Here is a 20285-nt window from a genome sequence, read left to right on the forward strand (position 1 = left end):
CTTATAATAAAGATTTTTGTTATTTAATATCTTTTATTTTATCACTAACTTCCTTTATGGAAGAGGATAAGCTATTTAATTTGTCTATTGCTTTCATATTGTCATCTATGTTTTCTGACACTGAGATTATATTATTTAGCTTATTACAATAACTTTCATTTAGTTTATTAAGACTCTTTGAGTGTTCTAGATTATTTACTTCATCCTTTATATTTTTCAAATCATCTATGTAATATATTAAATCATTTTCTGCACTCACATCGTTTTCTGAGAGAATGGATACCATGTTCTTTAAATCCTTTTGAACATTAATTGTCTGCTCAGAAATAGACTTTATGTAAACAGCATCATTTTTTAAATTCTCAGCTGTTTTTGCAGGACTTTGATTTAATATTATAAAATTATATCCAAATAAAATTAAAATAAAGATACTTATTATTATAACAGCACCTTTAATAGCCCTTTTTAAAAGTCCAATTGCAATAACTGCTACAATTACTACTAATAAAATTTTAAAGATTGAACTTTCTAACATATGCACCTCATAATTAATCTGTTGCAACTAGTTTGTATATTCTGTTTCTTGTCTCAACATAAATATCATCATTATCAAAAAAATAATTTACAACGGGACTTGTCTTTATATAGACTTCTTCATCTATATTTTTCATTGTAAGAGATTCATCTTTTAAAATTGTATTTTTATCTATTCCTACTCTTTTTCCTAATCTATTACTGCTTTCTAAATCTGGCTTCTTAGTTTTACTGTTAATTATTCCATCAATTATATAATTATTCATATTTTCATCTCCTCTTAGCTAATAAAACATATCTTTATTATATCATATGTATATTATTTTAGCCTTAATTTTACTTTAAAAAAGAGTTTATACTTAAAATTAGGTATAAACTCTGAAGTTTAGAAATTTAAAGTTTTTAAAATAACTTATCTTTACCAGATTTTTTTAATTTAAGGAGAATTCATTATTTTATCTTTAAACATATCATTGTTTGTGAAACTGTATCAGAAAATAGCTCTATATTTTCTGCTTTTATTACATGAATAACATTAGCATAGTCACATTCTATTAATTCACCAATTATATTTTCAGACTCTAATATTAAATCTTCATTGAATTTCACATTATCATCTCCATTAAAAATAGCACCATAAAATATTCCTGATTCGACTAAATCCTGAAAGAAATGACTTCCATATGAAAGCTCTGGCATCAAATTTTCACTTTTATAGGCAACTTCAAATATGCCAAGCATATTACAAAGCTCAGTAAAATGAACTGGTACTCCGAGTGAAGTTATCGTAGTGCCCCATCTTCCAGGGCCTATTAATATTGCATTCCTATCTTTTAACACAGAATTTAGCTCTCCAACTTTTCTAGCTATTTTGAATCTTTCTTGTTCATTTAAATTTAAGTATTCTTTTGCTTTTATATGAACTATATAATCAACTTTATAATGTACATTTCCTCCCATAAAATTACCGTGTGTCTTAAAAAGACATTTTATTTCTTCACTTTCTTTTGGGATATCTACAAGTTTTCCAAGACCTCTAGTTTGAAGTGGTCTACATTGAAGTATATTTATTTTGTAGATTTTATCATTTTTAAAATTTGCAGTGAATTCTATATCAACAGGATAATCATAAGTATCACGTAATAACTCTAATATTTCTTTCATTTTTTCTGCCAAATTTGTTTCATTGAATAAATTCTTAAAATTAATTATATATGCATCACCTTTTAAATTTAGTTCTCGTTTTCTTTTTGAAGTTTCATAATCCATTTGTGCAAATAAGTCCTTGCTTGTTCTAAGATCCTCTGACATTCCATAATCAATAGTAAGTTTACAAAATGAATTTTTTTCTATATTGATACAATCCATATAGTGCTGAGAAAACTTTTTTTCATCTCCATAAGAAATTAACGGAACTCGTTTAGGATCATCTAAACATACTATTCTTGGATAATCACCTTCAATTCTATCTACTGCTCGTGTTCCGAGGCCTACAACAAGTCTTAGCATTCCTGCATTCATGTCAATATTCTTATCCCATACATAAAGATTAGATGAATTTCCTACTCCAGCAAGGTGAGGAAAGAAGTAATTCCCATACTTGTCGCCTGATACCCTTTGAATTAAAAGTGCCATTTGTTCATCCTTATCTACAAGTCCTCTATTCTTACGGTAATTAAGTGCATCTTCATTCATTGTGCTTGCATATACAATCTTAACTGCTTCTTCAAATGCATTATAACGCTCCTCTGGAGTTCCTTGGTTTGTACAAAATACACTATCATATTTACCTGCAAATGCATTACCAAAGTTATCTTCAAGAAGTGAACTTGAACGAACTATTATAGGAGATTGTCCAAAGTATTCCAATACGTTCATAAATTGTGTTTTCATTTCATTTGAAAAAGTTCCATTTAAAAGCTTTTCCTTAAGCTTAGGTGCATATTTATAATATCCTTCTTCTGTCTTTTGTTTTGTTCTAAGAGACCAACATCCATTTTGAACGATATATGTATAAAATACATCTGTTCCTAGATAAAAAGAATCATGTATTTCCATTATAGATTTAAATCTTTTATTTTTGTCACTTTCTAATATTTTTCTTGCAAGAAGCATTCCAACAGATTTTCCACCTATCATTCCAGTTCCTATTTCACGACCTTTTATATTTAGAAGATCTCTTAACGTAAAATATTTTTTACATAAGTCATACATTTTAGATTCTCTTCCAATCAAAAGTTTTATAAGAAGCTCTTTAGCTTTTTCTTGTGCCTCATTAGATCCACTTAATTTTGTATAAGCATCATTAAATGTTACATCCCAATAATCAAGTTTATTTGAATTTAAATTGAATCTTGAAAAAATCAACGAAGCATCAAAGCTTGCTGAAATACACAAGGCTTCTTTTCTTGTAATTAGATGAGGCAAAAACATGTTAGATGAATATCTTTCATAAACCTTTAATGGATGAACATAGTAAGTCCCATCAATATTATATAAGTCAAGAAGAACTTGAGTTGTTTCTCTTATTCTTGAAATTGTATCATTTGTATGGGAATCGCGTATAAGTGCAAAATACGCTATTGTTTCTAACTCATATAAAAATGGACATGTTACTTTAAAGAAATTTCCTATCATTAAGTCAGAATACCAATACTTAAGAAGATCTGTTAAACAGTCAAATACATAAAATGCTCTTTTTCCTTCACCTTCAATTATTGAATGTATTGTGCTTGCAAAATATTCAAAACCTTTTTCTGCTTCAACATTGATTAATATAACATTAGAATTTTCTAAAATTATGGGCTCATGAGTCCCAAAACGTATATAAATTATCCTTCTGTTATCTTTTACTGCCTGTTCTATATAAGGATTTACAATTTTTCTGTAATCGTCTAAAGAATCAACCTGCCATACTACATTATCTCCTAATCTTAACTTATCTATAACTTGATCTAATCCATTAATTCCTGTGCTTACTGCATTCATATAATCTCATCCCCTATCAATAGAAATCGATAACATAACGTGTATGTATTTAAGTATCAATCACTTATCAAGATTATTATCTAAAATTTCAAAGTATAGCCCTTTAATAAATTATATCATGCTTCACTAAGATTTATATATTATTTCCATAATACACATATGAAATATTAATTTATAAAATATAAAAAAACGCAAAATTATTAAAAGTTTAATAATTTTGCGTTTTATCTTTTTAACTAAATTTTAAAAATAAACTAAATCATTTTCTATTTTCTCTATTTCTTTATAACTTTTTACCATTAAGAATGGAATTTCTCTTTGTTCTTCTTTTACATATTGCTTATGAATTACACCTTCAAGTTCAATCCATTTTTGCCCTTCAAAATCTACTGGCTTTCCAGATTGACATAGTAATCCTAAGAAAGATATATCATCTGCACAGCATGTCATAGCTCTTCTTCCAAAAGCAAAAACATTTTTTGGATATTGATCATGAGTATAAGCAAGGCCTTTCACCTTTATATGTTTTCCATCATACTTTTCTGGTGTTTCAATTGCATCTAAATACCATACTCCATAATCATAATCTTCAAATTCTATTATAGGTGCATTTATGTCAAATGGAAGTTCTAAAGGTGTATCATCAATTTCACCATTTTCAAGTTCAAAAACTATGTTTGCTTTTCCACTAACAGCTTTTATACTATTCCTAACAGCTAATTTATTTGTATTTTCTTTGCAACGATTAACTACAATTAAATCTGAATCTTTAAATTGCTCTATCATTAAAGATTTCATGTTACTCATATAGGCATCGAATGTTGTAGCATCTATAGTAGTCATTATTTGTACAAGTTCCCATCCTTTTGGAAAATCTAAATTTTCAATAAGGTCAAACTGCCACATACCATTATATTCAATTATGACTTTTGTAGGTTTATACTGAACTTTACATTGGTTCAAAAATTCTGATGTAAGCTCTTCTTTATTTTTAATTTGTATTAAAACTGCATTATTTTTATTTAGAACTTCTTTTTCATATTCTTCTATTCCACTTTCACAGGCAATTACTGCGATTTTTTCACCTTCTGTAAAGTCTGGATCATTAAATATTTCTTTAATAAAAGTTGTTTTACCACTTTCTAAAAAACCTGTAACTAAGAAAACTGGCACATCTATCATCACATTCTACCTCTCTTACTTATCTTAAGCTATATTAAATAATTCTTCTATTTTTTTCTTATCAATATTTGTTCCTATTACACATAATTTACCTGTATAATCTGGTTTTCCTTCACGCACTTCATATTCACCTGGAACTAAATCAAAGTTAATCCATGTTCCATCAGTTGAAGGTATTATTCCTTTTGCACGTAATATGATTCCATATTCTTTTGTTCCAGATAAAGTTTTTAAAATAGTATCTAATTCTTCTTTAGAATACTTTTTAGGAGTTTCTGCCCCCCAGCTTGTAAATACATCATCTGCATGGTGGTGCCCATGATCATGTCCGCATCCACATCCTTCTCCATGTTCGTGATCATGATGGTGATGACTGCATCCACATTCATCATTATGCTCATGGTCATGATGATGATGTCCGCATCCACATTCTTCATCATGTTCATGGTCATGATGATGGTGTCCACATCCACATTCTTTATCGTGCTCATGGTCATGATGGTGGTGTCCACATCCACATTCTTCATCATGTTCATGGTCATGATGGTGGTGTCCACACCCACATTCCTTATCGTGTTCATGATCATGATGATGGTGATGATGTTCTTTTTCAGCTTCTAAAAGTTCTTTTTCTAATGAATTTCCTTCTTCCATAGCTTCTAAAATTTGTTTTCCATCTATTTCATCCCAGTTAGTAGTAATTATTGCTGCATCTTTATTATGTTCTCTTAATGCTTTAACAACACTTTGAAGTTTTTCTTCAGATAATTTTTGTGAACGACTTAAAATAATAGTGTTAGCACTTTCAACTTGGTTATTAAAAAATTCACCAAAGTTTTCCATGTACATTTTACACTTCATAGCATCAACTACTGCACTTGCGCTATTTAAATTAATTTTAACTTCACCTTGAACATCTTTAACTGCCTTAATTACATCAGATAATTTACCAACTCCTGATGGTTCTATTATTATACGTTCTGGTGCATATTTTTCAAGTGCTTCCTTAAGTGCTGTTCCAAAATCTCCAACTAAAGAACAACATATGCATCCCGAATTCATTTCTGTTATTTCAACACCTGAATTATTTAAAAATCCTCCATCTATTCCTATTTCACCAAATTCATTTTCAATAAGCATTAACTTTTCACCTTGTAATGCTTCTTGTATTAATTTTTTTATTAAAGTTGTTTTTCCTGCTCCAAGAAATCCTGAAATAATATCTATCTTTGTCATCTAAAAACCCTTCCTTTTATATATAAATTTATATTAAATCCAATATCACTATTTGATTATTTATTTGAGAGTCATTCGCATTTATCTTTTCTCATCTAATACTACTCCCTACTATTAATATTGTCAATAAATAAGTTTTAAATCATTTGGTGCATATAGACAAGTTTATTTATTTTTATTATAGCCATTACAGCTTATAAATTTATTGACTTTATTACAATAAAATCCACTAAGTCATTATTACTTAGCGGATCAATAATTTTATATTACTCTTAAGTTTTAAAACTGTCAATATCATATGTTTTTTCTAAATTTATTATAATTACATTCCTATTTCACTTCTATTTGGCATTATAAATGCACAAATAATGTAAACCAAAAGTCCAGTTCCAAAAAAGAAAAATGAAATAACCCATAATAATCTAATCACTGTTGGATCAACATTTAAATATTCTCCTATTCCCCCACATACTCCACATATTTTCTTATTTCTTTCAGCCTTATATAACTTCTTGTTTTCCATCTGTATCCCCTTCCAAATTCAATTAAAATAAATATAAATTATTTATCTCTTCAATCTATATTTATTTTATCATAAAATATGTAAAAACATATTAAATTACACCAATAATAAGCTAAAAATAAGAAAATACTAAATTCTTAATATTTGTTTAAATAATATTAAACTTCACTATTTTCTATAGGCACTTCATTATTTATGGAGCTTGATTTACTAGGTAATTGTGCCATTATTATTGCTGAAAATACTAAAATACATCCTATAAGTTCTTTTCCTGAAAAAACTTCTTTTAAAATAAGCCATCCTGAAAGTGCAGCAAAAACTGATTCTAAGCTTAAAATTAATGAAGCTAAAACTGGATCAGTATATTTTTGTCCAACTATTTGAAGAGTATATGCAACTCCACATGACATTATTCCTGAATACAATATTGGCGTATACGCAGCAAGAATATTCTTAAGTTCTGGATTTTCAAAGATTACTGCTGGTATAAATGCTATAATTCCACAAACAAAAAACTGTATGCATGACATTTTAACACCATCTACAATAGGTGAAAAATGATCAATAACAAGTATATGTATTGAGAATACAAAAGCAGATAAAAACATAAGAAAATCTCCTTTGTTTATGCCTAAGTTTTCTTTAACACACAATAAATATAATCCAACCATGGAAATTACAACGCTTAGCCAAACATTAGACTGCACTTTTTTCTTTAAAAATAATCCAAGTATTGGAACTATAACTATATAAAGTGCTGTTATAAAACCTGCTTTACCAACTGATGTATAAATTATTCCTACCTGTTGAAGTGAACTTGCTACACATAGAACTATACCACACAATACACCTCCAACTATTAAATCCTTTTTGTTTTCCTTCTTTTCTATTTTCTTGTCTTTTGAGCCAATCTTATTCAATAAAAAAATACAAGGAATAAGAACAATTCCTCCTATTATGCTTCTTGCAGCCAAGAATGTAAATGGACCAACAAAGTCCATTCCAACACTTTGCGCTACAAAGGCTGTCCCCCATATAAGTGCTGTTAAAATTAACATTGAATTTCCTTTTAATTTGCTTTCTTTCATTTGTATGCCCCTGCTTTCTGTTTAAATTGCTTAGCTTATATTTTTCAGCTAACGCTTATTTGCTTTTAAAATAAAAAGTGTAAAAACTATATTACAGTTTTACACCTTTTTTAAAATTCATATCAATACTACTTATTATACCATATTATTTATAAAATTAAAAATTCTTTATAGTAATTTTGTTTACATTTATATCTATACTCTCATTTTTTTATGAAATCATTCAATATATATTAATTCCTCATATATAACTAACAATAATGTTAAATAACATAAAGATGAACTTTCTATTTAAAAGCATCTTTAGACTTTAGATACTTATTAAGTCCATTTTTCCTTAATATACATGATGGACATTCACCGCATCCATCGCCTATTATTCCATTATAGCATGTAAGTGTTTTTTTTCTTATAAAATCAAGCTTTCCAAATTCATCCGCCATTTTCCATGTTTCTGCCTTATCAATCCACATTAGTGGTGTATGTATTACAAAGTCATAATTCATTGCTAAATTTAAAGTGACATTTAAAGATTTTATAAATACATCTCTGCAATCAGGATATCCACTAAAATCTGTTTCACATACTCCAGTAATTATATGTTTAGCACCTTTAACCTTAGCCAAAACTCCTGCAAAACTTAAAAACAATAAGTTTCTGCCTTCTACAAATGTTGAAGGTAATTCACCATCTTCTCCTTTAGTTATTTCTATATCATTTCTTGTAAGTGCATTAGGTGCTAATTGATTTAAAAGTTCCATATCCAATACATGATGCTCCACATTTAATTCTTTTGCTATATTTTTAGCACATTCTATTTCCAGCTTATGTCTTTGATTGTAGTTGAAAGTTACTGCTATAACCTCATCAAAATTCTTTAAAGCCCAAAATAAGCATGTTGTTGAGTCTTGTCCTCCGCTAAATACTACTACTGCTTTTTTATTCATTTTCATCCTCCATAAATTAATAGAATAGTATAAACAGTTCCCATACACATTCAAAATCTCCAAAACAAAAAGGTTATTTTAAAAGACTGTTTATAAATCCTTTAAAATAACCATCTATAGTCTAAATATATTTTATGCCATAATCAAACATGGCAGCAAATCTCATAAAATTAATAGCCTAGTTTTGTTTAAGGACAGGATGGTCTTAATGAACTGTCCATTATTATATTTTTAAATTAATAATATCATTAATTAGTAAAGAAGTCTAATATATTCCATCCATCACTGGTTTGGCTCTTATATAATTCAGTATATCCGCAATGACTGCAGGTAACTGTGATAAATTTTTTGTTTTGTATATCAAATATTTTAGCAAAATTACCTCCAGTTGCTTGGAACTGATCAGTTTCATATCTGTCACATCCACATTTTGGGCAAATATATTTTCTATTTTCCATATTTAATTCCTTTCTAAAATAGTTTCTTTATAACTAGCAATGAATTGATATAATATGTATTTTTTTATTTTCTAAAACTTTGTACCATACTTCAAAATTAAATCCTTTATCTGAAACAGCTTCAAAATAATCATATTTCTCTCGTCCTTCTTTAACAAGTCCTATACTTAGTGCTTCTGGGTCATGAGTAAAATGTAATTCATATAAGCATTTCTCTATTTCTATCAGCTCATCTATGCTAAAATCAACTATATTTTCTATATCAGTATCTTCTATAATAAATCTATCAAATGTATCTTTCCATCTTGAGAATATTTCACACCTTTTTTCACTTTCTATCTGATTAGCTTCTTCTTTCTTTGATAAAAATATCTCTTGCAATTTTTCTTTTTCTTTAGCAAGTTTTTCTTTTTCAATTGAAAGTTTTTTTAGCAACTCCTCTTTCTCATTAATTTCTTCTAATGTATTATTTCTCAATTCATTTTTATATGTAATTTCATGAATTATATTATTAATTTCATTTGTAATATCAAAAACTTCTAATTTTACTTTTTCATATTCTTCCATTAATAAATTCAATTCTTCTAAATTTAAATTTTTTCGTTGTTCTTCAAATATCTGAAGTTTTTCACATTTTAATTTTTTTTCTTCTTCTAAAGATTTTTTTAAATTTTCTAAATCAATAATATCTTTCTCAGAATTTTTTATTATTTTTATTTTACTATTTAAATTCTTATTTTCTTTATTTAAATCATTCTCATTTTTTTCTATATCATTTATGCATTTTTTAACTTCATTTTCTGTCTTTAATAAATTATCTTTTAAACTTCTAAAAGCTTCATCATTTTTTATTATTGCTTCTTTTTCTTCACCATTTACAAAGCTCGGCATATCTTCATTTTTAGGAGTAAATAATTTTCCATAACTTTTAACTGCTATCCATACAATTTTGGCAAGCATATCTTTATCCAAATTTTTCATTGAATTTAAAATTGAAATTTTATCTTCTTCTATTACTTTCTTAAATTCATTTTCTTCTTCAAATTCTAAGTATTGATTATTTTCTTCACCTACAATAACATACTCTACTTCCTGAATGTTTTCTCCTTTTAAGTGTTTTTCCTCATTTTCATCGTTCTTTTTAGAATAATTCAAATAAGTCAGATCAGCTTTTTTTGCTGGTGTTAAATTATCATTAATTTTATATAATTTTGCTGCTTCTTCTATAACTTTTACTGAAATTTCATCTTCACTTGGTTCATCAGATTTATTTTTGGATTTTTCTATAAGTATCTCTTTTAATCTTTCATTAAGCTCTTCTCTTGTATACTCTTTTAATTCATTTGTCTTTTCTTCAAGTAGTATCCAAATTTCTTTTACTTCTGGTTCTTTTATATTAGGATCTTTTCCAATCTTGTTTCCTAAAAAATTAATTATATTTACAGCTTTTTTTATAGCTTTTTGAGCAATAGGCTTTGAAAGGTTATACATATTAATTGTTTCAAGTAATGCTATTTGCTCTATAAGCTCATTATCACTTAACTTATTGATTCCATCAAAAATATTCGGCATACTTTATCTCCCTTTATAATGTATTTACAAATTAATTATGTACATTTAATTTAATTCATCATATACTTGATTTAGAATTCTATTTCCTTCATAAACTAATATCATTTCATATTTTTCTTCATCTTCAAAAATTTTCTGTAAAATTATATTATTAATTAAAAATTTAGTTTCAAAATCCTTCTTATTTATTATGGCTAGATTAATCCATTTATTTATATGTTTAGCACGTAAAATCCATATTGCTTCTTTATCTTTGCTATCCGGCAGATATGCATTAACATGTTTATTTATAAATTCTGATAATATCATTTGATTATTTACTTTAAAATTTTTAACATGGCTTTCAAAATCATCTACAATATTTATGCTGCTTCTATCAAGCTTTATTAATAAGTCATAACTTTCTAAACAATCAATCCTTTTATTCAAAGCATTAGATTCTTCAGTTATGTTTTCAATATTCTTAGATTCTTGTTTTTGTTCTTCTTTTTTCAGTCCATTTTTTAATTTATTCAACCATTTAAAATATAATCTCATAATAATACCCTTCTTTTCAAATTATAATATATCATATAATTATATAATTTAAAATTCTATATATGTGGAAGTAATCCCCATACTCTTCATTTCCTCAATTACTTCTAAATAAGCTGACTTATCATAAGTATACTTAGCTGCTTCTTCATAGCAGTAAAGCGCTCTACCTTCATCTTCAAAATGATAGTAACATGCAGCGAGCTTGTTTAATAATTCATGATTATTTCTATGTAATTTTAATGACTTTTTAAAATTCTTTACAGCTAACTTATAATTAAGTTTCAATTTATCACTTCCATCAAATTCCAAAAGATTTTCTCTATTTAAATATATGTTTCCTATACATTCATATACAGAGGATAATAATAATTCATCATTTCTCTTTTCCTCTTCTGAAAGACTTTTTTCACCTTTATTAAGATAGTCTAAAGCATTGTTACTATCAAATAATTCTGCATAACAAAATCCTATATATATAAGACTTAGACCATCATTCATAATTTTATTATAATTCTTAAAGCTTTCAATTGCTTCTACATATTTCATTTCGTGTCTGCAAATCATGCCTTTTATAAATAATGCCTCATGGTTTTTATGATCAAAATTAATTGCTTTATTTATAAAGTACTTTGCTTTATCTACATTCTCTTTTTTAAGTTCATCTTTAGCAATACTATTTAAAAGTAATGATAATTCTGCATTACTTGAAATATTTCCACCTTGGACTCTTATTTTGTTTTCTTCTAAAAAATTATCTATTTCTTTTTGGTCCATATATTTTCACCTGCTTTTTATAAAATCATTTACAAACTTATTTTACCATAAAATCTATTATATTAGATTATCAGACTATAAAAATTTATAAATTTTACTTGATAAAGAAAATTTTATTTTATATAATCATATAGTCATGCAATATAATTAAGTACAATAAAATTTAATAAGACAGTTCGTGACCATCCTGTCTATAAATAAAACTAGGGATAATGTAGAAAGAGTAAGAGTAATATTTCTATGTGTTTTTTAAGATGGGCATTTTCCCATCTTTTTATTTTTTTGGAGGTGATTTATATGGAATTAGGTAAGAATATTTCTAAAACACAAAAGCTTACTGTTTCTGCAATAGTTATTGCTATATATGTGGTAACAATGTTTTTTACACAAAGCTTTGCTTTTGGAGCTGTACAAGTTCGTATAGCCACAACACTTTATTCTTTGGCTTATCTATGTCCATTCCTAGTTTTACCCCTTGGTCTATCAAACATAATATCAAATATGGTCCTTGGAGGACTTGGCATATTTGACATATTAGGTGGTTTCATTGTAGGAGTAATAACCTCTTACTTAATTTATCTAGTAAAAAAATATAAATTGAGTACAAGCTATATTGCGCTTATAATAACATTTGTTCCAGGGCTTATTGTACCAATATGGCTATCTTTAATACTACATGTACCATATTACACTTTAGCCATAAGCTTATGTCTTGGGCAAGTTATTCCTGGAATTTGTGGCGTGTTTCTTGTAAACTCACTAAAAAATAAATTTCTATAAACTCTTAAACTTTAAGGAATTCTGCATGATAAATTTTAAAATCGAAAAATAAATACTACATGAATGGAGAATAAATTATGCGTGAAGATTTAGATTTAAATTTACTTGGAAATCAAAATGTTAAATATCCTTTTTCATATGCACCAGGGGTTTTAGAGACTTTTGATAATAAACATCCTGACAATGACTACTTTGTAAAATTCAATTGCCCTGAATTTACAAGCCTTTGTCCAATAACTTCGCAGCCTGACTTTGCCACAATATATATATCATATATACCAGATAAAAAAATGGTTGAAAGTAAATCATTAAAGCTATATTTATTTAGTTTTAGAAATCATGGAGATTTTCATGAAGATTGCATGAATATAATAATGAAGGATTTAATAAAGCTTATGGATCCAAAGTATATAGAAGTATGGGGTAAATTCACTCCAAGAGGGGGAATATCTATAGATCCATATTGTAACTATGGAAAACCTAATACAAAATATGAACAAATTGCATTTAATAGACTTGCTAATCATGATTTGTATCCAGAAAAGGTTGATAATAGGTAGTATTTAGAGTTTAGGCTGAAATAAGCGAAATAAAGCTCTTATGTGTGGCTCGCTTGCTACAAAAATGAAGCCAACATAAGAGCTTTATTTCTTTATTTCATCTAAACTCATAATATAAAGACTATTACTATAAATACATTTTCAAATTAAGAAATATTTAAAAAGTTAGTAGCAAACTGTTTTGGATACAACCTCTTTCATTAGAATTCTTAGCTGAAATATTTACGCAATCGAGCATAACATATATTGAATTTCGAATATTACCCCTAAACTCTGATATCAAATATTTTACTCATTTATTCTCATGTTATTAAAATAATATGCTTCTTTTATCTTTAGGTAAAACTTAGCTTTAGTGATTTGTGTATATGGAGTAAGCCATAGAAATCCTATTCCAAGAGTGAATATGCAAAGAATTCCCCATCCAATAAAACTTAAATTAAGAATTATATAATTCCATATGTGGCCTTTCATCATTTTAAAACTATTTTTAATACAATTAATTATTGATTCTGAATGATTTTCTTTAAGAATGTAGTAAGTTTGTGACATAAATGCATCCAAAATAATACATGCAATTGTAGTTATAATTGATAATATTATAAGAATTCCAATGAAACCAAAAGCTCCTGATAAAATATCTGGGGCAATACTACCATAACCACCATTAAAATAAGAAATTGAACCATAAGCAAAATATAATGCTGATATTATAATTAAAGCATATACGGGTAACAGTAATATATTAAAACCTATTCCTGTAATAATCCATACTAATAGTAATTTTAGAATATTTTTAAATCCTGAAAATATATCTACAACATCAGCATTTTTATCCTCTGCAATATTTAATGAAAAATGACACCTTCCATATTCAATTACCACCTCAAGCAAAGCTCTGATAATTGAAAAAATGATTGCAGTAATGCACGTTATTAATATTACCGTGTTTGAATTTATTGTTCCTACAGTATTATTCATAAATGAAGATATAATATTAGGTATACATGTAATAATTCCTCCTATTAAAAATGTTCCTACAGCTAGTCCCCATCTTCCTCTTAATGAGTTCCTTGCCTCTCTTCTTAAGTCTGAACAACTTATCCAATTCATATTTCTTTCTCCTTTTTTATATTATACAAGTTATATTTTACCATATATTATAATAAAACAAAAATATAAGCTATGTAATAGTAAAAGGCTTAATCAACAATATTCTGTTTTGATTAAGCCTATATTTTAGATAAAAGGATTATAAAATCTATTTCCATTTTTAATTGTAATTATAATTGATACCATAAATATAAGTAACATAACAATCATTGCAAAATAATCTCTACTTCTAAACTTTTTTTCACTATACCATGTACGTTTCTTCATATTTCCAAACGATCTAAGCTCCATGGCACTACTTATTACCTCTATCCTATCGAGACTAGAAAAAATTAATGGCATAAGTATAGAAGTTGAATTCTTAATACGCTGTGTAAGCTTTGCCTTTTTAGACATATCTATTCCTCTTGCCTGTTGTGAAAATGATATATCTCTATACTCATTTTGAATATCTGGAATATATCTAAGAGCTATTGAAACAGAATATGCTATTTTATAATTAACTCCTATTTTATTTAATGATGCTGCAAATTCACTTGGATTCGTAGCAACCATAAAAACTAAAGCTATAGGTATTATAGAAAAATATTTTAATGTTATATTTAAGTGATAAAAAAGCTGCTGGCTTGTCACTGTGTATGGTCCTACTATATGAAAAAGGTCAGTTCTGCTTTTATAAATAGCTACGCCTTCATATGGTGAAAATATAAAAATAGCTATATTATTTATAATTAAAAACACCACTATGAAATAAAAAACAAATGAAATTTGTTTAAATTTTACTTTAGAAATTTTAAATATCATAATGCTGAATATAACTAAAAATGCCAAAACAAATGTATTATAAGTCAGCATTGATGTAAGTGACCAAAGTATCAAGCAAATAAGCTTTGTTGCACCTGTAAGATTGTGTATAGGAGATTCTAATTCTCTATATTCTAAGAATGTTTCATTCATATCTTTCTATACCTCCTATCGTAATCTATAAATTTTTTCACAAATTGTTTAGGCTCTTTTAAATCTGTTTTTACTGCAAGTTCATATAAAGATGTTTCTTTTAAATTCGCTTTCTTTATTATTTCATTATTTGTTAAAACCTTATATGAACTATCATCCATAAGTTTTTCACCTTCACATAAAACAATTGCTCTATTTGTATACTCAAGCATTAAATGCATATCATGAGTTATCATTATTATAGTTATACCTTGTTTGTTTAAATCACATAAAAATTCCATTATTTCTGTGTAATGTTTAAAATCTTGCCCTGCTGTTGGTTCATCTAATATTAATACTTCCGGATTAAGAACAAGCATAGATGCTATTGTAACTCTTTTCTTCTGCCCATAACTTAAAGCTGATATAGGCCAGTTACGGAATTCATAAAGACCACATATTTTCAATGTATCATAAACTTTTTCTTTTATTTTTTCTTCATTAATACCTCTAACCTTTAGCCCTAATGCTACTTCATCAAAAATCATTGTTTTAGAAATCATTTGATTTGGATTTTGCATGACCATTCCTATTTTCTCTGAACGTTCTTTAATACTGTCTTTTAAAATACTTCTTCCGTTATAAAGAATATCTCCTTTATTAGGATTATAAAAACCACAAATTAGTTTAGATATGGTAGATTTACCTGCTCCATTTCTACCTACTATACTTATCATTTCACCTTTATGTATTTTAAAAGATATATTTTTTAATATCTGCTTTCCATCATTATATTTAAAGTCTATATCTTTAAGCTCAAGTATGGTTTCTTCACCAGGAAGGCTTTCGTCTTCTTTAATATTTTCAGCCCATGTATTTAACTTATTTACACATTCTTCTACATTTATAGTATTTATATTTTCTACGTGCATATCACTATTAATATGACATCCTGCATACTTCAAGGCACTTAAATATAAAGGCTCCCTTATTCCTATTTCTTTAAGTGTTTCCTTACATAATAATTCAGATGGCTTTTCATCTGCAATTATCATACCATCATTCACAACTACTATTCTATCAACATCACAGTAAAGAACGTCTTCTAAACGATGTTCGATTATAATAATTGTTTTATTGGTTGCTTTTTTTATTTCATCTATTAGCTCAATTGTCTTTTTACCAGTGCTTGGGTCCAAACTTGCTAATGGTTCATCAAAAAGAAGTATATCTGGCGCTCCAACCATAACTCCTGCAAGGGATACCCTTTGCTTTTGACCACCTGATAATTTCTGTGGTGATGAATTTAAATGATTGTCTATTGAAACAAGCTTTGCAGCTTTTTTTACTGCTTCTTTCATTTCATTTTGATTAATACAATCATTTTCCAGTTTGAATGCTATATCTTCTCCAACCGTAAGTCCTATAAATTGTCCATCAGGATCCTGAAGAACTGTTCCTACCATATTAGATAGTTCAAATATACTTAAATCTTTACTTTCTTTATTATTTATTTTTAAGCTTCCATCAATTTTACCTTCATATTTAAATGGCACTAATCCATTTATACAATTTGATATTGTACTTTTTCCACAACCAGAAGGACCAACAATAAGTACTTTTTCTCCTTCGTATATTCTTAAATTTATGTTTTTTAAAGTTGGCTTTGCCTGAGCTCTGTATTGGAAACTAAAATCATTAAACTCTATTACAGTTTTTCTCATACAAATCTCCCTTTTCATTATTCTTTCTTCTTTATTTAGACATTCTTTTTACATACTCTACTATGATAAACTATTTTTTTTAATATGTATATGGTAAATTTATTATACTATTAAATTAATTTATTTTTTGTAAAATATAAAGAGACGGAATGTTTTTCCATCTCTTTATATTTTATAAAAACTATTCTCTGTCTAAGCTACCTTGCTTTACTCTAGTCTTAGAATATAAAACTAATAAGATAGTGCCTATAATCCCTACTGTAATCATATTACTTATTCCTGCAACTATACCTTGAAGATATACTTTATTAGCAGGTTCTGCGTATATTACTATGTCTAAAGTTGGTGCAACCAAAAACCAAGCAACTGCATTTGCTATAACTTGACATATATTAAATCCGATAATTTTTTTCTTAGATAATTCACCTTCATTTATATTAATTTTATTCCATGCAAGCCCAATAATAAGTCCAACAATAGCTGATGCAATTATCCAGCTAAACCAAGGTAAACCATATGAAGTTAAATCCTTTAATGTATGACCAATAAATCCAATTGAAATTCCAGCTATAGGCCCATAGATAATTGCCATTAATGCAAGGAATGCATATGCTGTTTGAATTTCAGTGTTTGCAATACCTGTTGGAATAGATGCAAATCTTCCAAGAATCATAAATACAGCTGATCCAATTCCAATTGCAACTATTGTTTTGATGCTTAATAGTTTATTTGTCACTTTCTTTTCCTCCTCAATCTTTTTAATGAATATTAGTATCAATATAATTCCTAACAACTGTATTATAATATATTATAGAAAAAAATAAAGCTAAAAAACAAAAAAATCCATATTAAATTGTTTATTTTATTAAAAATCCCAATTTTATCATAATTAATTAAAAATGATTGTTTAATATTCAACATGGCTATTTGTATATAAAATAAATAAATTACGTAGTATTAGATGTTAGTGGGTAAAAACCGAAATGAATCCCTCATGTTCGGCTCGCTTGCTACAAAAATTCAAGTCTCCGACGAACATAAGAACTTCATTTCTTTGTTTCATCTAAACTCATAGTATAAAGATTGTTACTCTAAATAAATACATTTTTAAATTAAGGAATGGTTATTTATACATGTTAAAGATTTAAAAAGTTAATATTTTATCATTTTTTAAAGGTATAAATATAAGAATATAAATTCTTACGAATTTGCTTATTCTATGCTGGTTAGCTTGATTTTTATAGCTAACTTCATAAATCACCTCCATTGATTAGAAGATATACTTTATGGCATAGAATATAAAAAACATTAATCATAATTAAAATAAATTGGGTATATATGATTTTAGAGAAAAACAAAGAAATTCAATATATGAATATGCGTAGTATTGTATTGGAAATTTAAGCTTTTAAATTCTTTGGCAGAGACTGTTCCAAAATTGTTTGTCCAAAAACTTGCTTTTTGGAGCAAACATTTTTGGGTGCAGCCTCTGCCATTAGAATTTTTAGATGAAATTTCCATACAATCGAGCATATCATATATTGAATTTCGGTTGCTATCCACTAAACTCTTATTCTACACAACATATTTATGTTGTACTATATTTTAATAAATATATTTTTACAATTTGAATTTACTTATGCTTTTTACTAATTCTTCTGATAAAAGTACAAATTGTTCTGCCTCACCTGAAGTTTTGTCTATAGCTTGACTTAATTCAGTCATTGAAGCTGATGTTTCCTCAGTACTTGCAGCATTCTCTTCTGCTATTGCTGCTAAACTTTCAATGCTGTTTAATAAGCTATTTTTTAAATTATTTAAGTTTGCTATTTCTTCAGAAATTTTTACTGTTACATTTCTTACTCCTATGATTTCATCATTAACAAATTTAAATATCTTTTTTGTAGAATCTAATTTATTGTTTTGTTCATTAATTATGGTTTCAACATCATTCATTGTACTTACACTTGTATTTGAATTCTTAATGAGTTTTTCAACTATGTCAGCTATTACTTTTGCTGAATTTTGTGATTGATCAGCAAGCTTTCTTATTTCTTCTGCAACAACGGCAAATCCTTTTCCAGCTTCTCCTGCTCTTGCTGCTTCTATACTTGCATTAAGCGAAAGTAAATTAGTTTGATCTGCAATATCAGCTATAAGTTCTGTTGCAGTTCTAATTTCTAATGCTGAACTGTTTGTTAAATCTGTTTGAGATTTAACTATGCCTACACTTTCTTTTGTTTTGTTACTAATTTCTGAAAGTTCATTTAATGTATAATTAGCATTATCATTATATTCGCGCATCTTTTTAGAACTACTATCTAAAAGTTCAACATGATTTTTAGTCACATCTATAGCATTTCCAATATCAAAAATTTGAGAGCTTGCATTTTGAGTTTCATTGGCTTGTGATGTTGCACCATTAGCTATTTCTCCAACTGCTGCATTTATATTTGCCATTGAACCGCTAATATTTTCAGCTGATTCATTAAAATTGCTTGAAAAGGCTTCTAAAGTCTTTGATGTTATTATAATATTATTTAAAATATCTCTTAAAGATTGTATTAAGTTATCTGTTCCTCTTATAACATCACCAATTTCATCAGTTCTTTTAAGCATTTTTTCATCAAATCTTATGGAAAGATCTCCGTCTTTCACTTTTATTAGGTTATTAGTAGAATATCTCATTACTTTAACCATATGTCTAATAGATATAGATGCTAATACACTTAATATTAAAATTATTACTATTTGACATATAAAAGATATAGTATTTAATTTAGACATATCACTATCAACTATAGTTCTATCTTTTCCTACAAAAACCATTCCAACAACTTGTCCCCCATTAGGTTGTTTTATTGGAATATAATTAGCAGCACATTCTATACCATTTATAGATATATTAGATGTATAGAACATTTCTCCATTTTTTAGAACTGCATCTATGACTTTGGGGTCAGCCTTTGTACCAATAAATCTTTCACCATTTTCTTTCATTATATTAGTTATTACTCTTGTATCATTATAAAATATTGTAACGTATAATCCTGTTTTTTCTTTAAGTTTATCAATATAATTAAACTCTTCTGATATTTTTATATCTCCTTTACTAAAAATATCGTTCTTATATTCATAATTATCAGTATTTGATGATTCATAATTTTGTAAAATAGTCATTCCAGTATTTCTGAGTTCCTCTTCTAGTTGCTTGTCACTAGTTTGATTTAATCCCTTTATATTTAGTATCGTTAAAAATAACGATATTCCTATAATAGGAATAAATGTAATTAGTAAAATTCTCATGGAAAAATTTAGTTTTAATTTCATTAT

General features: G+C 27.1%; 19 protein-coding genes. 2 read left to right on the forward strand and 17 right to left on the reverse strand.

Annotated elements, in window-relative coordinates; translation table 11 throughout:
* Positions 1-19 precede the first annotated feature (19 nt).
* The 12 genes from BN2920_RS12495 to BN2920_RS12550 all read right to left on the reverse strand — a co-directional run bounded on the left by BN2920_RS12495 (position 20) and on the right by BN2920_RS12550 (position 11839).
* A complete protein-coding gene (locus BN2920_RS12495; protein WP_058295334.1) occupies positions 20-535 on the reverse strand; it encodes a hypothetical protein in 516 nt (171 codons plus the stop codon).
* A 13-nt stretch (positions 536-548) separates the two neighbouring features.
* Entirely contained in the window at positions 549-800 is a 252-nt protein-coding gene (locus tag BN2920_RS12500; RefSeq protein WP_058295335.1) for a hypothetical protein, read from the reverse strand.
* Positions 801-984: 184 nt separating this feature from the next.
* The gene (locus tag BN2920_RS12505; protein ID WP_058295336.1) at positions 985-3522 is read right to left on the reverse strand and encodes a PEP/pyruvate-binding domain-containing protein; all 2538 of its coding nucleotides are present in this window, start codon (positions 3520-3522) and stop codon (positions 985-987) included.
* A gap of 243 nt (positions 3523-3765) precedes the next feature.
* Positions 3766-4704 (reverse strand): TIGR03943 family putative permease subunit, encoded by a 939-nt coding sequence (locus BN2920_RS12510; protein ID WP_058295337.1) that lies wholly within the window; start codon positions 4702-4704, stop codon positions 3766-3768.
* A 24-nt stretch (positions 4705-4728) separates the two neighbouring features.
* Positions 4729-5940 (reverse strand): CobW family GTP-binding protein, encoded by a 1212-nt coding sequence (locus tag BN2920_RS12515; RefSeq protein WP_058295338.1) that lies wholly within the window; start codon positions 5938-5940, stop codon positions 4729-4731.
* Between the two features lie 322 nt (positions 5941-6262).
* A complete protein-coding gene (locus BN2920_RS12520; protein WP_058295339.1) occupies positions 6263-6463 on the reverse strand; it encodes a PspC domain-containing protein in 201 nt (66 codons plus the stop codon).
* Positions 6464-6621: 158 nt separating this feature from the next.
* A complete protein-coding gene (locus tag BN2920_RS12525; protein ID WP_058295340.1) occupies positions 6622-7551 on the reverse strand; it encodes a DMT family transporter in 930 nt (309 codons plus the stop codon).
* A gap of 287 nt (positions 7552-7838) precedes the next feature.
* Positions 7839-8498 (reverse strand): 7-cyano-7-deazaguanine synthase QueC, encoded by a 660-nt coding sequence (gene queC, locus BN2920_RS12530; protein WP_058295341.1) that lies wholly within the window; start codon positions 8496-8498, stop codon positions 7839-7841.
* 248 nt (positions 8499-8746) lie between these two features.
* Positions 8747-8956: a zinc ribbon domain-containing protein gene (locus BN2920_RS12535; protein WP_058295342.1), complete on the reverse strand. Its 210-nt coding sequence runs from the start codon at positions 8954-8956 to the stop codon at positions 8747-8749.
* 33 nt (positions 8957-8989) lie between these two features.
* Positions 8990-10528: a hypothetical protein gene (locus BN2920_RS12540; protein ID WP_058295343.1), complete on the reverse strand. Its 1539-nt coding sequence runs from the start codon at positions 10526-10528 to the stop codon at positions 8990-8992.
* A 45-nt stretch (positions 10529-10573) separates the two neighbouring features.
* Entirely contained in the window at positions 10574-11065 is a 492-nt protein-coding gene (locus BN2920_RS12545; RefSeq protein ID WP_058295344.1) for a hypothetical protein, read from the reverse strand.
* Between the two features lie 48 nt (positions 11066-11113).
* The gene (locus tag BN2920_RS12550; RefSeq protein ID WP_058295345.1) at positions 11114-11839 is read right to left on the reverse strand and encodes a tetratricopeptide repeat protein; all 726 of its coding nucleotides are present in this window, start codon (positions 11837-11839) and stop codon (positions 11114-11116) included.
* Positions 11840-12136: 297 nt separating this feature from the next.
* On the opposite strand from BN2920_RS12550, the gene BN2920_RS12555 reads away from it, so the two are divergent.
* Positions 12137-12619 carry a QueT transporter family protein gene (locus BN2920_RS12555; RefSeq protein ID WP_058295346.1) on the forward strand — a complete coding sequence of 161 codons (483 nt, stop codon included), beginning with the start codon at positions 12137-12139 and terminating at the stop codon, positions 12617-12619.
* Between the two features lie 77 nt (positions 12620-12696).
* Positions 12697-13179, forward strand: a complete 483-nt coding sequence (gene queF, locus BN2920_RS12560) for a preQ(1) synthase (RefSeq protein WP_058295347.1) — start codon at positions 12697-12699, stop codon at positions 13177-13179.
* 288 nt (positions 13180-13467) lie between these two features.
* On the opposite strand, the gene BN2920_RS12565 is transcribed toward queF, so the two are convergent.
* The 5 genes from BN2920_RS12565 to BN2920_RS12585 form a co-directional block, all read right to left on the reverse strand.
* Entirely contained in the window at positions 13468-14292 is an 825-nt protein-coding gene (locus tag BN2920_RS12565; RefSeq protein WP_058295348.1) for a DUF975 family protein, read from the reverse strand.
* Positions 14293-14418: 126 nt separating this feature from the next.
* On the reverse strand, positions 14419-15249 hold the full coding sequence (locus BN2920_RS12570; protein WP_058295349.1) for an energy-coupling factor transporter transmembrane component T family protein: 831 nt from the start codon (positions 15247-15249) through the stop codon (positions 14419-14421).
* Positions 15246-16952: an ABC transporter ATP-binding protein gene (locus BN2920_RS12575; RefSeq protein WP_058295350.1), complete on the reverse strand. Its 1707-nt coding sequence runs from the start codon at positions 16950-16952 to the stop codon at positions 15246-15248. Before BN2920_RS12575 ends, BN2920_RS12570 begins: the two co-directional genes overlap by 4 nt.
* 181 nt (positions 16953-17133) lie before the next feature.
* On the reverse strand, positions 17134-17688 hold the full coding sequence (locus BN2920_RS12580; RefSeq protein ID WP_058295351.1) for an ECF-type riboflavin transporter substrate-binding protein: 555 nt from the start codon (positions 17686-17688) through the stop codon (positions 17134-17136).
* 884 nt (positions 17689-18572) lie between these two features.
* Positions 18573-20282, reverse strand: coding sequence for a methyl-accepting chemotaxis protein (locus tag BN2920_RS12585; RefSeq protein ID WP_058295352.1), 1710 nt, complete (start codon positions 20280-20282; stop codon positions 18573-18575).
* Between the last annotated feature and the right edge of the window lie 3 nt (positions 20283-20285).

The sequence above is a fragment of the Clostridium neonatale genome (assembly GCF_001458595.1).
Classification (GTDB): Bacteria; Bacillota; Clostridia; order Clostridiales; family Clostridiaceae; genus Clostridium; species Clostridium neonatale.

What these genes read in the sequence shown, in the direction of transcription:
- BN2920_RS12565 (WP_058295348.1), bottom strand. Translation starts at nt 14,292, where the DNA reads ATGAATTGGATAAGTTGTTCAGACTTAAGAAGAGAGGCAAGGAACTCA.
- BN2920_RS12540 (WP_058295343.1), bottom strand. Translation starts at nt 10,528, where the DNA reads ATGCCGAATATTTTTGATGGAATCAATAAGTTAAGTGATAATGAGCTT.
- BN2920_RS12515 (WP_058295338.1), bottom strand. Translation starts at nt 5,940, where the DNA reads ATGACAAAGATAGATATTATTTCAGGATTTCTTGGAGCAGGAAAAACA.
- BN2920_RS12535 (WP_058295342.1), bottom strand. Translation starts at nt 8,956, where the DNA reads ATGGAAAATAGAAAATATATTTGCCCAAAATGTGGATGTGACAGATAT.
- BN2920_RS12550 (WP_058295345.1), bottom strand. Translation starts at nt 11,839, where the DNA reads ATGGACCAAAAAGAAATAGATAATTTTTTAGAAGAAAACAAAATAAGA.
- queC (WP_058295341.1), bottom strand. Translation starts at nt 8,498, where the DNA reads ATGAATAAAAAAGCAGTAGTAGTATTTAGCGGAGGACAAGACTCAACA.
- BN2920_RS12545 (WP_058295344.1), bottom strand. Translation starts at nt 11,065, where the DNA reads ATGAGATTATATTTTAAATGGTTGAATAAATTAAAAAATGGACTGAAA.
- BN2920_RS12505 (WP_058295336.1), bottom strand. Translation starts at nt 3,522, where the DNA reads ATGAATGCAGTAAGCACAGGAATTAATGGATTAGATCAAGTTATAGAT.
- BN2920_RS12510 (WP_058295337.1), bottom strand. Translation starts at nt 4,704, where the DNA reads ATGATAGATGTGCCAGTTTTCTTAGTTACAGGTTTTTTAGAAAGTGGT.
- BN2920_RS12585 (WP_058295352.1), bottom strand. Translation starts at nt 20,282, where the DNA reads ATGAAATTAAAACTAAATTTTTCCATGAGAATTTTACTAATTACATTT.
- BN2920_RS12575 (WP_058295350.1), bottom strand. Translation starts at nt 16,952, where the DNA reads ATGAGAAAAACTGTAATAGAGTTTAATGATTTTAGTTTCCAATACAGA.
- BN2920_RS12570 (WP_058295349.1), bottom strand. Translation starts at nt 15,249, where the DNA reads ATGAATGAAACATTCTTAGAATATAGAGAATTAGAATCTCCTATACAC.
- queF (WP_058295347.1), top strand. Translation starts at nt 12,697, where the DNA reads ATGCGTGAAGATTTAGATTTAAATTTACTTGGAAATCAAAATGTTAAA.
- BN2920_RS12500 (WP_058295335.1), bottom strand. Translation starts at nt 800, where the DNA reads ATGAATAATTATATAATTGATGGAATAATTAACAGTAAAACTAAGAAG.
- BN2920_RS12520 (WP_058295339.1), bottom strand. Translation starts at nt 6,463, where the DNA reads ATGGAAAACAAGAAGTTATATAAGGCTGAAAGAAATAAGAAAATATGT.
- BN2920_RS12555 (WP_058295346.1), top strand. Translation starts at nt 12,137, where the DNA reads ATGGAATTAGGTAAGAATATTTCTAAAACACAAAAGCTTACTGTTTCT.
- BN2920_RS12495 (WP_058295334.1), bottom strand. Translation starts at nt 535, where the DNA reads ATGTTAGAAAGTTCAATCTTTAAAATTTTATTAGTAGTAATTGTAGCA.
- BN2920_RS12525 (WP_058295340.1), bottom strand. Translation starts at nt 7,551, where the DNA reads ATGAAAGAAAGCAAATTAAAAGGAAATTCAATGTTAATTTTAACAGCA.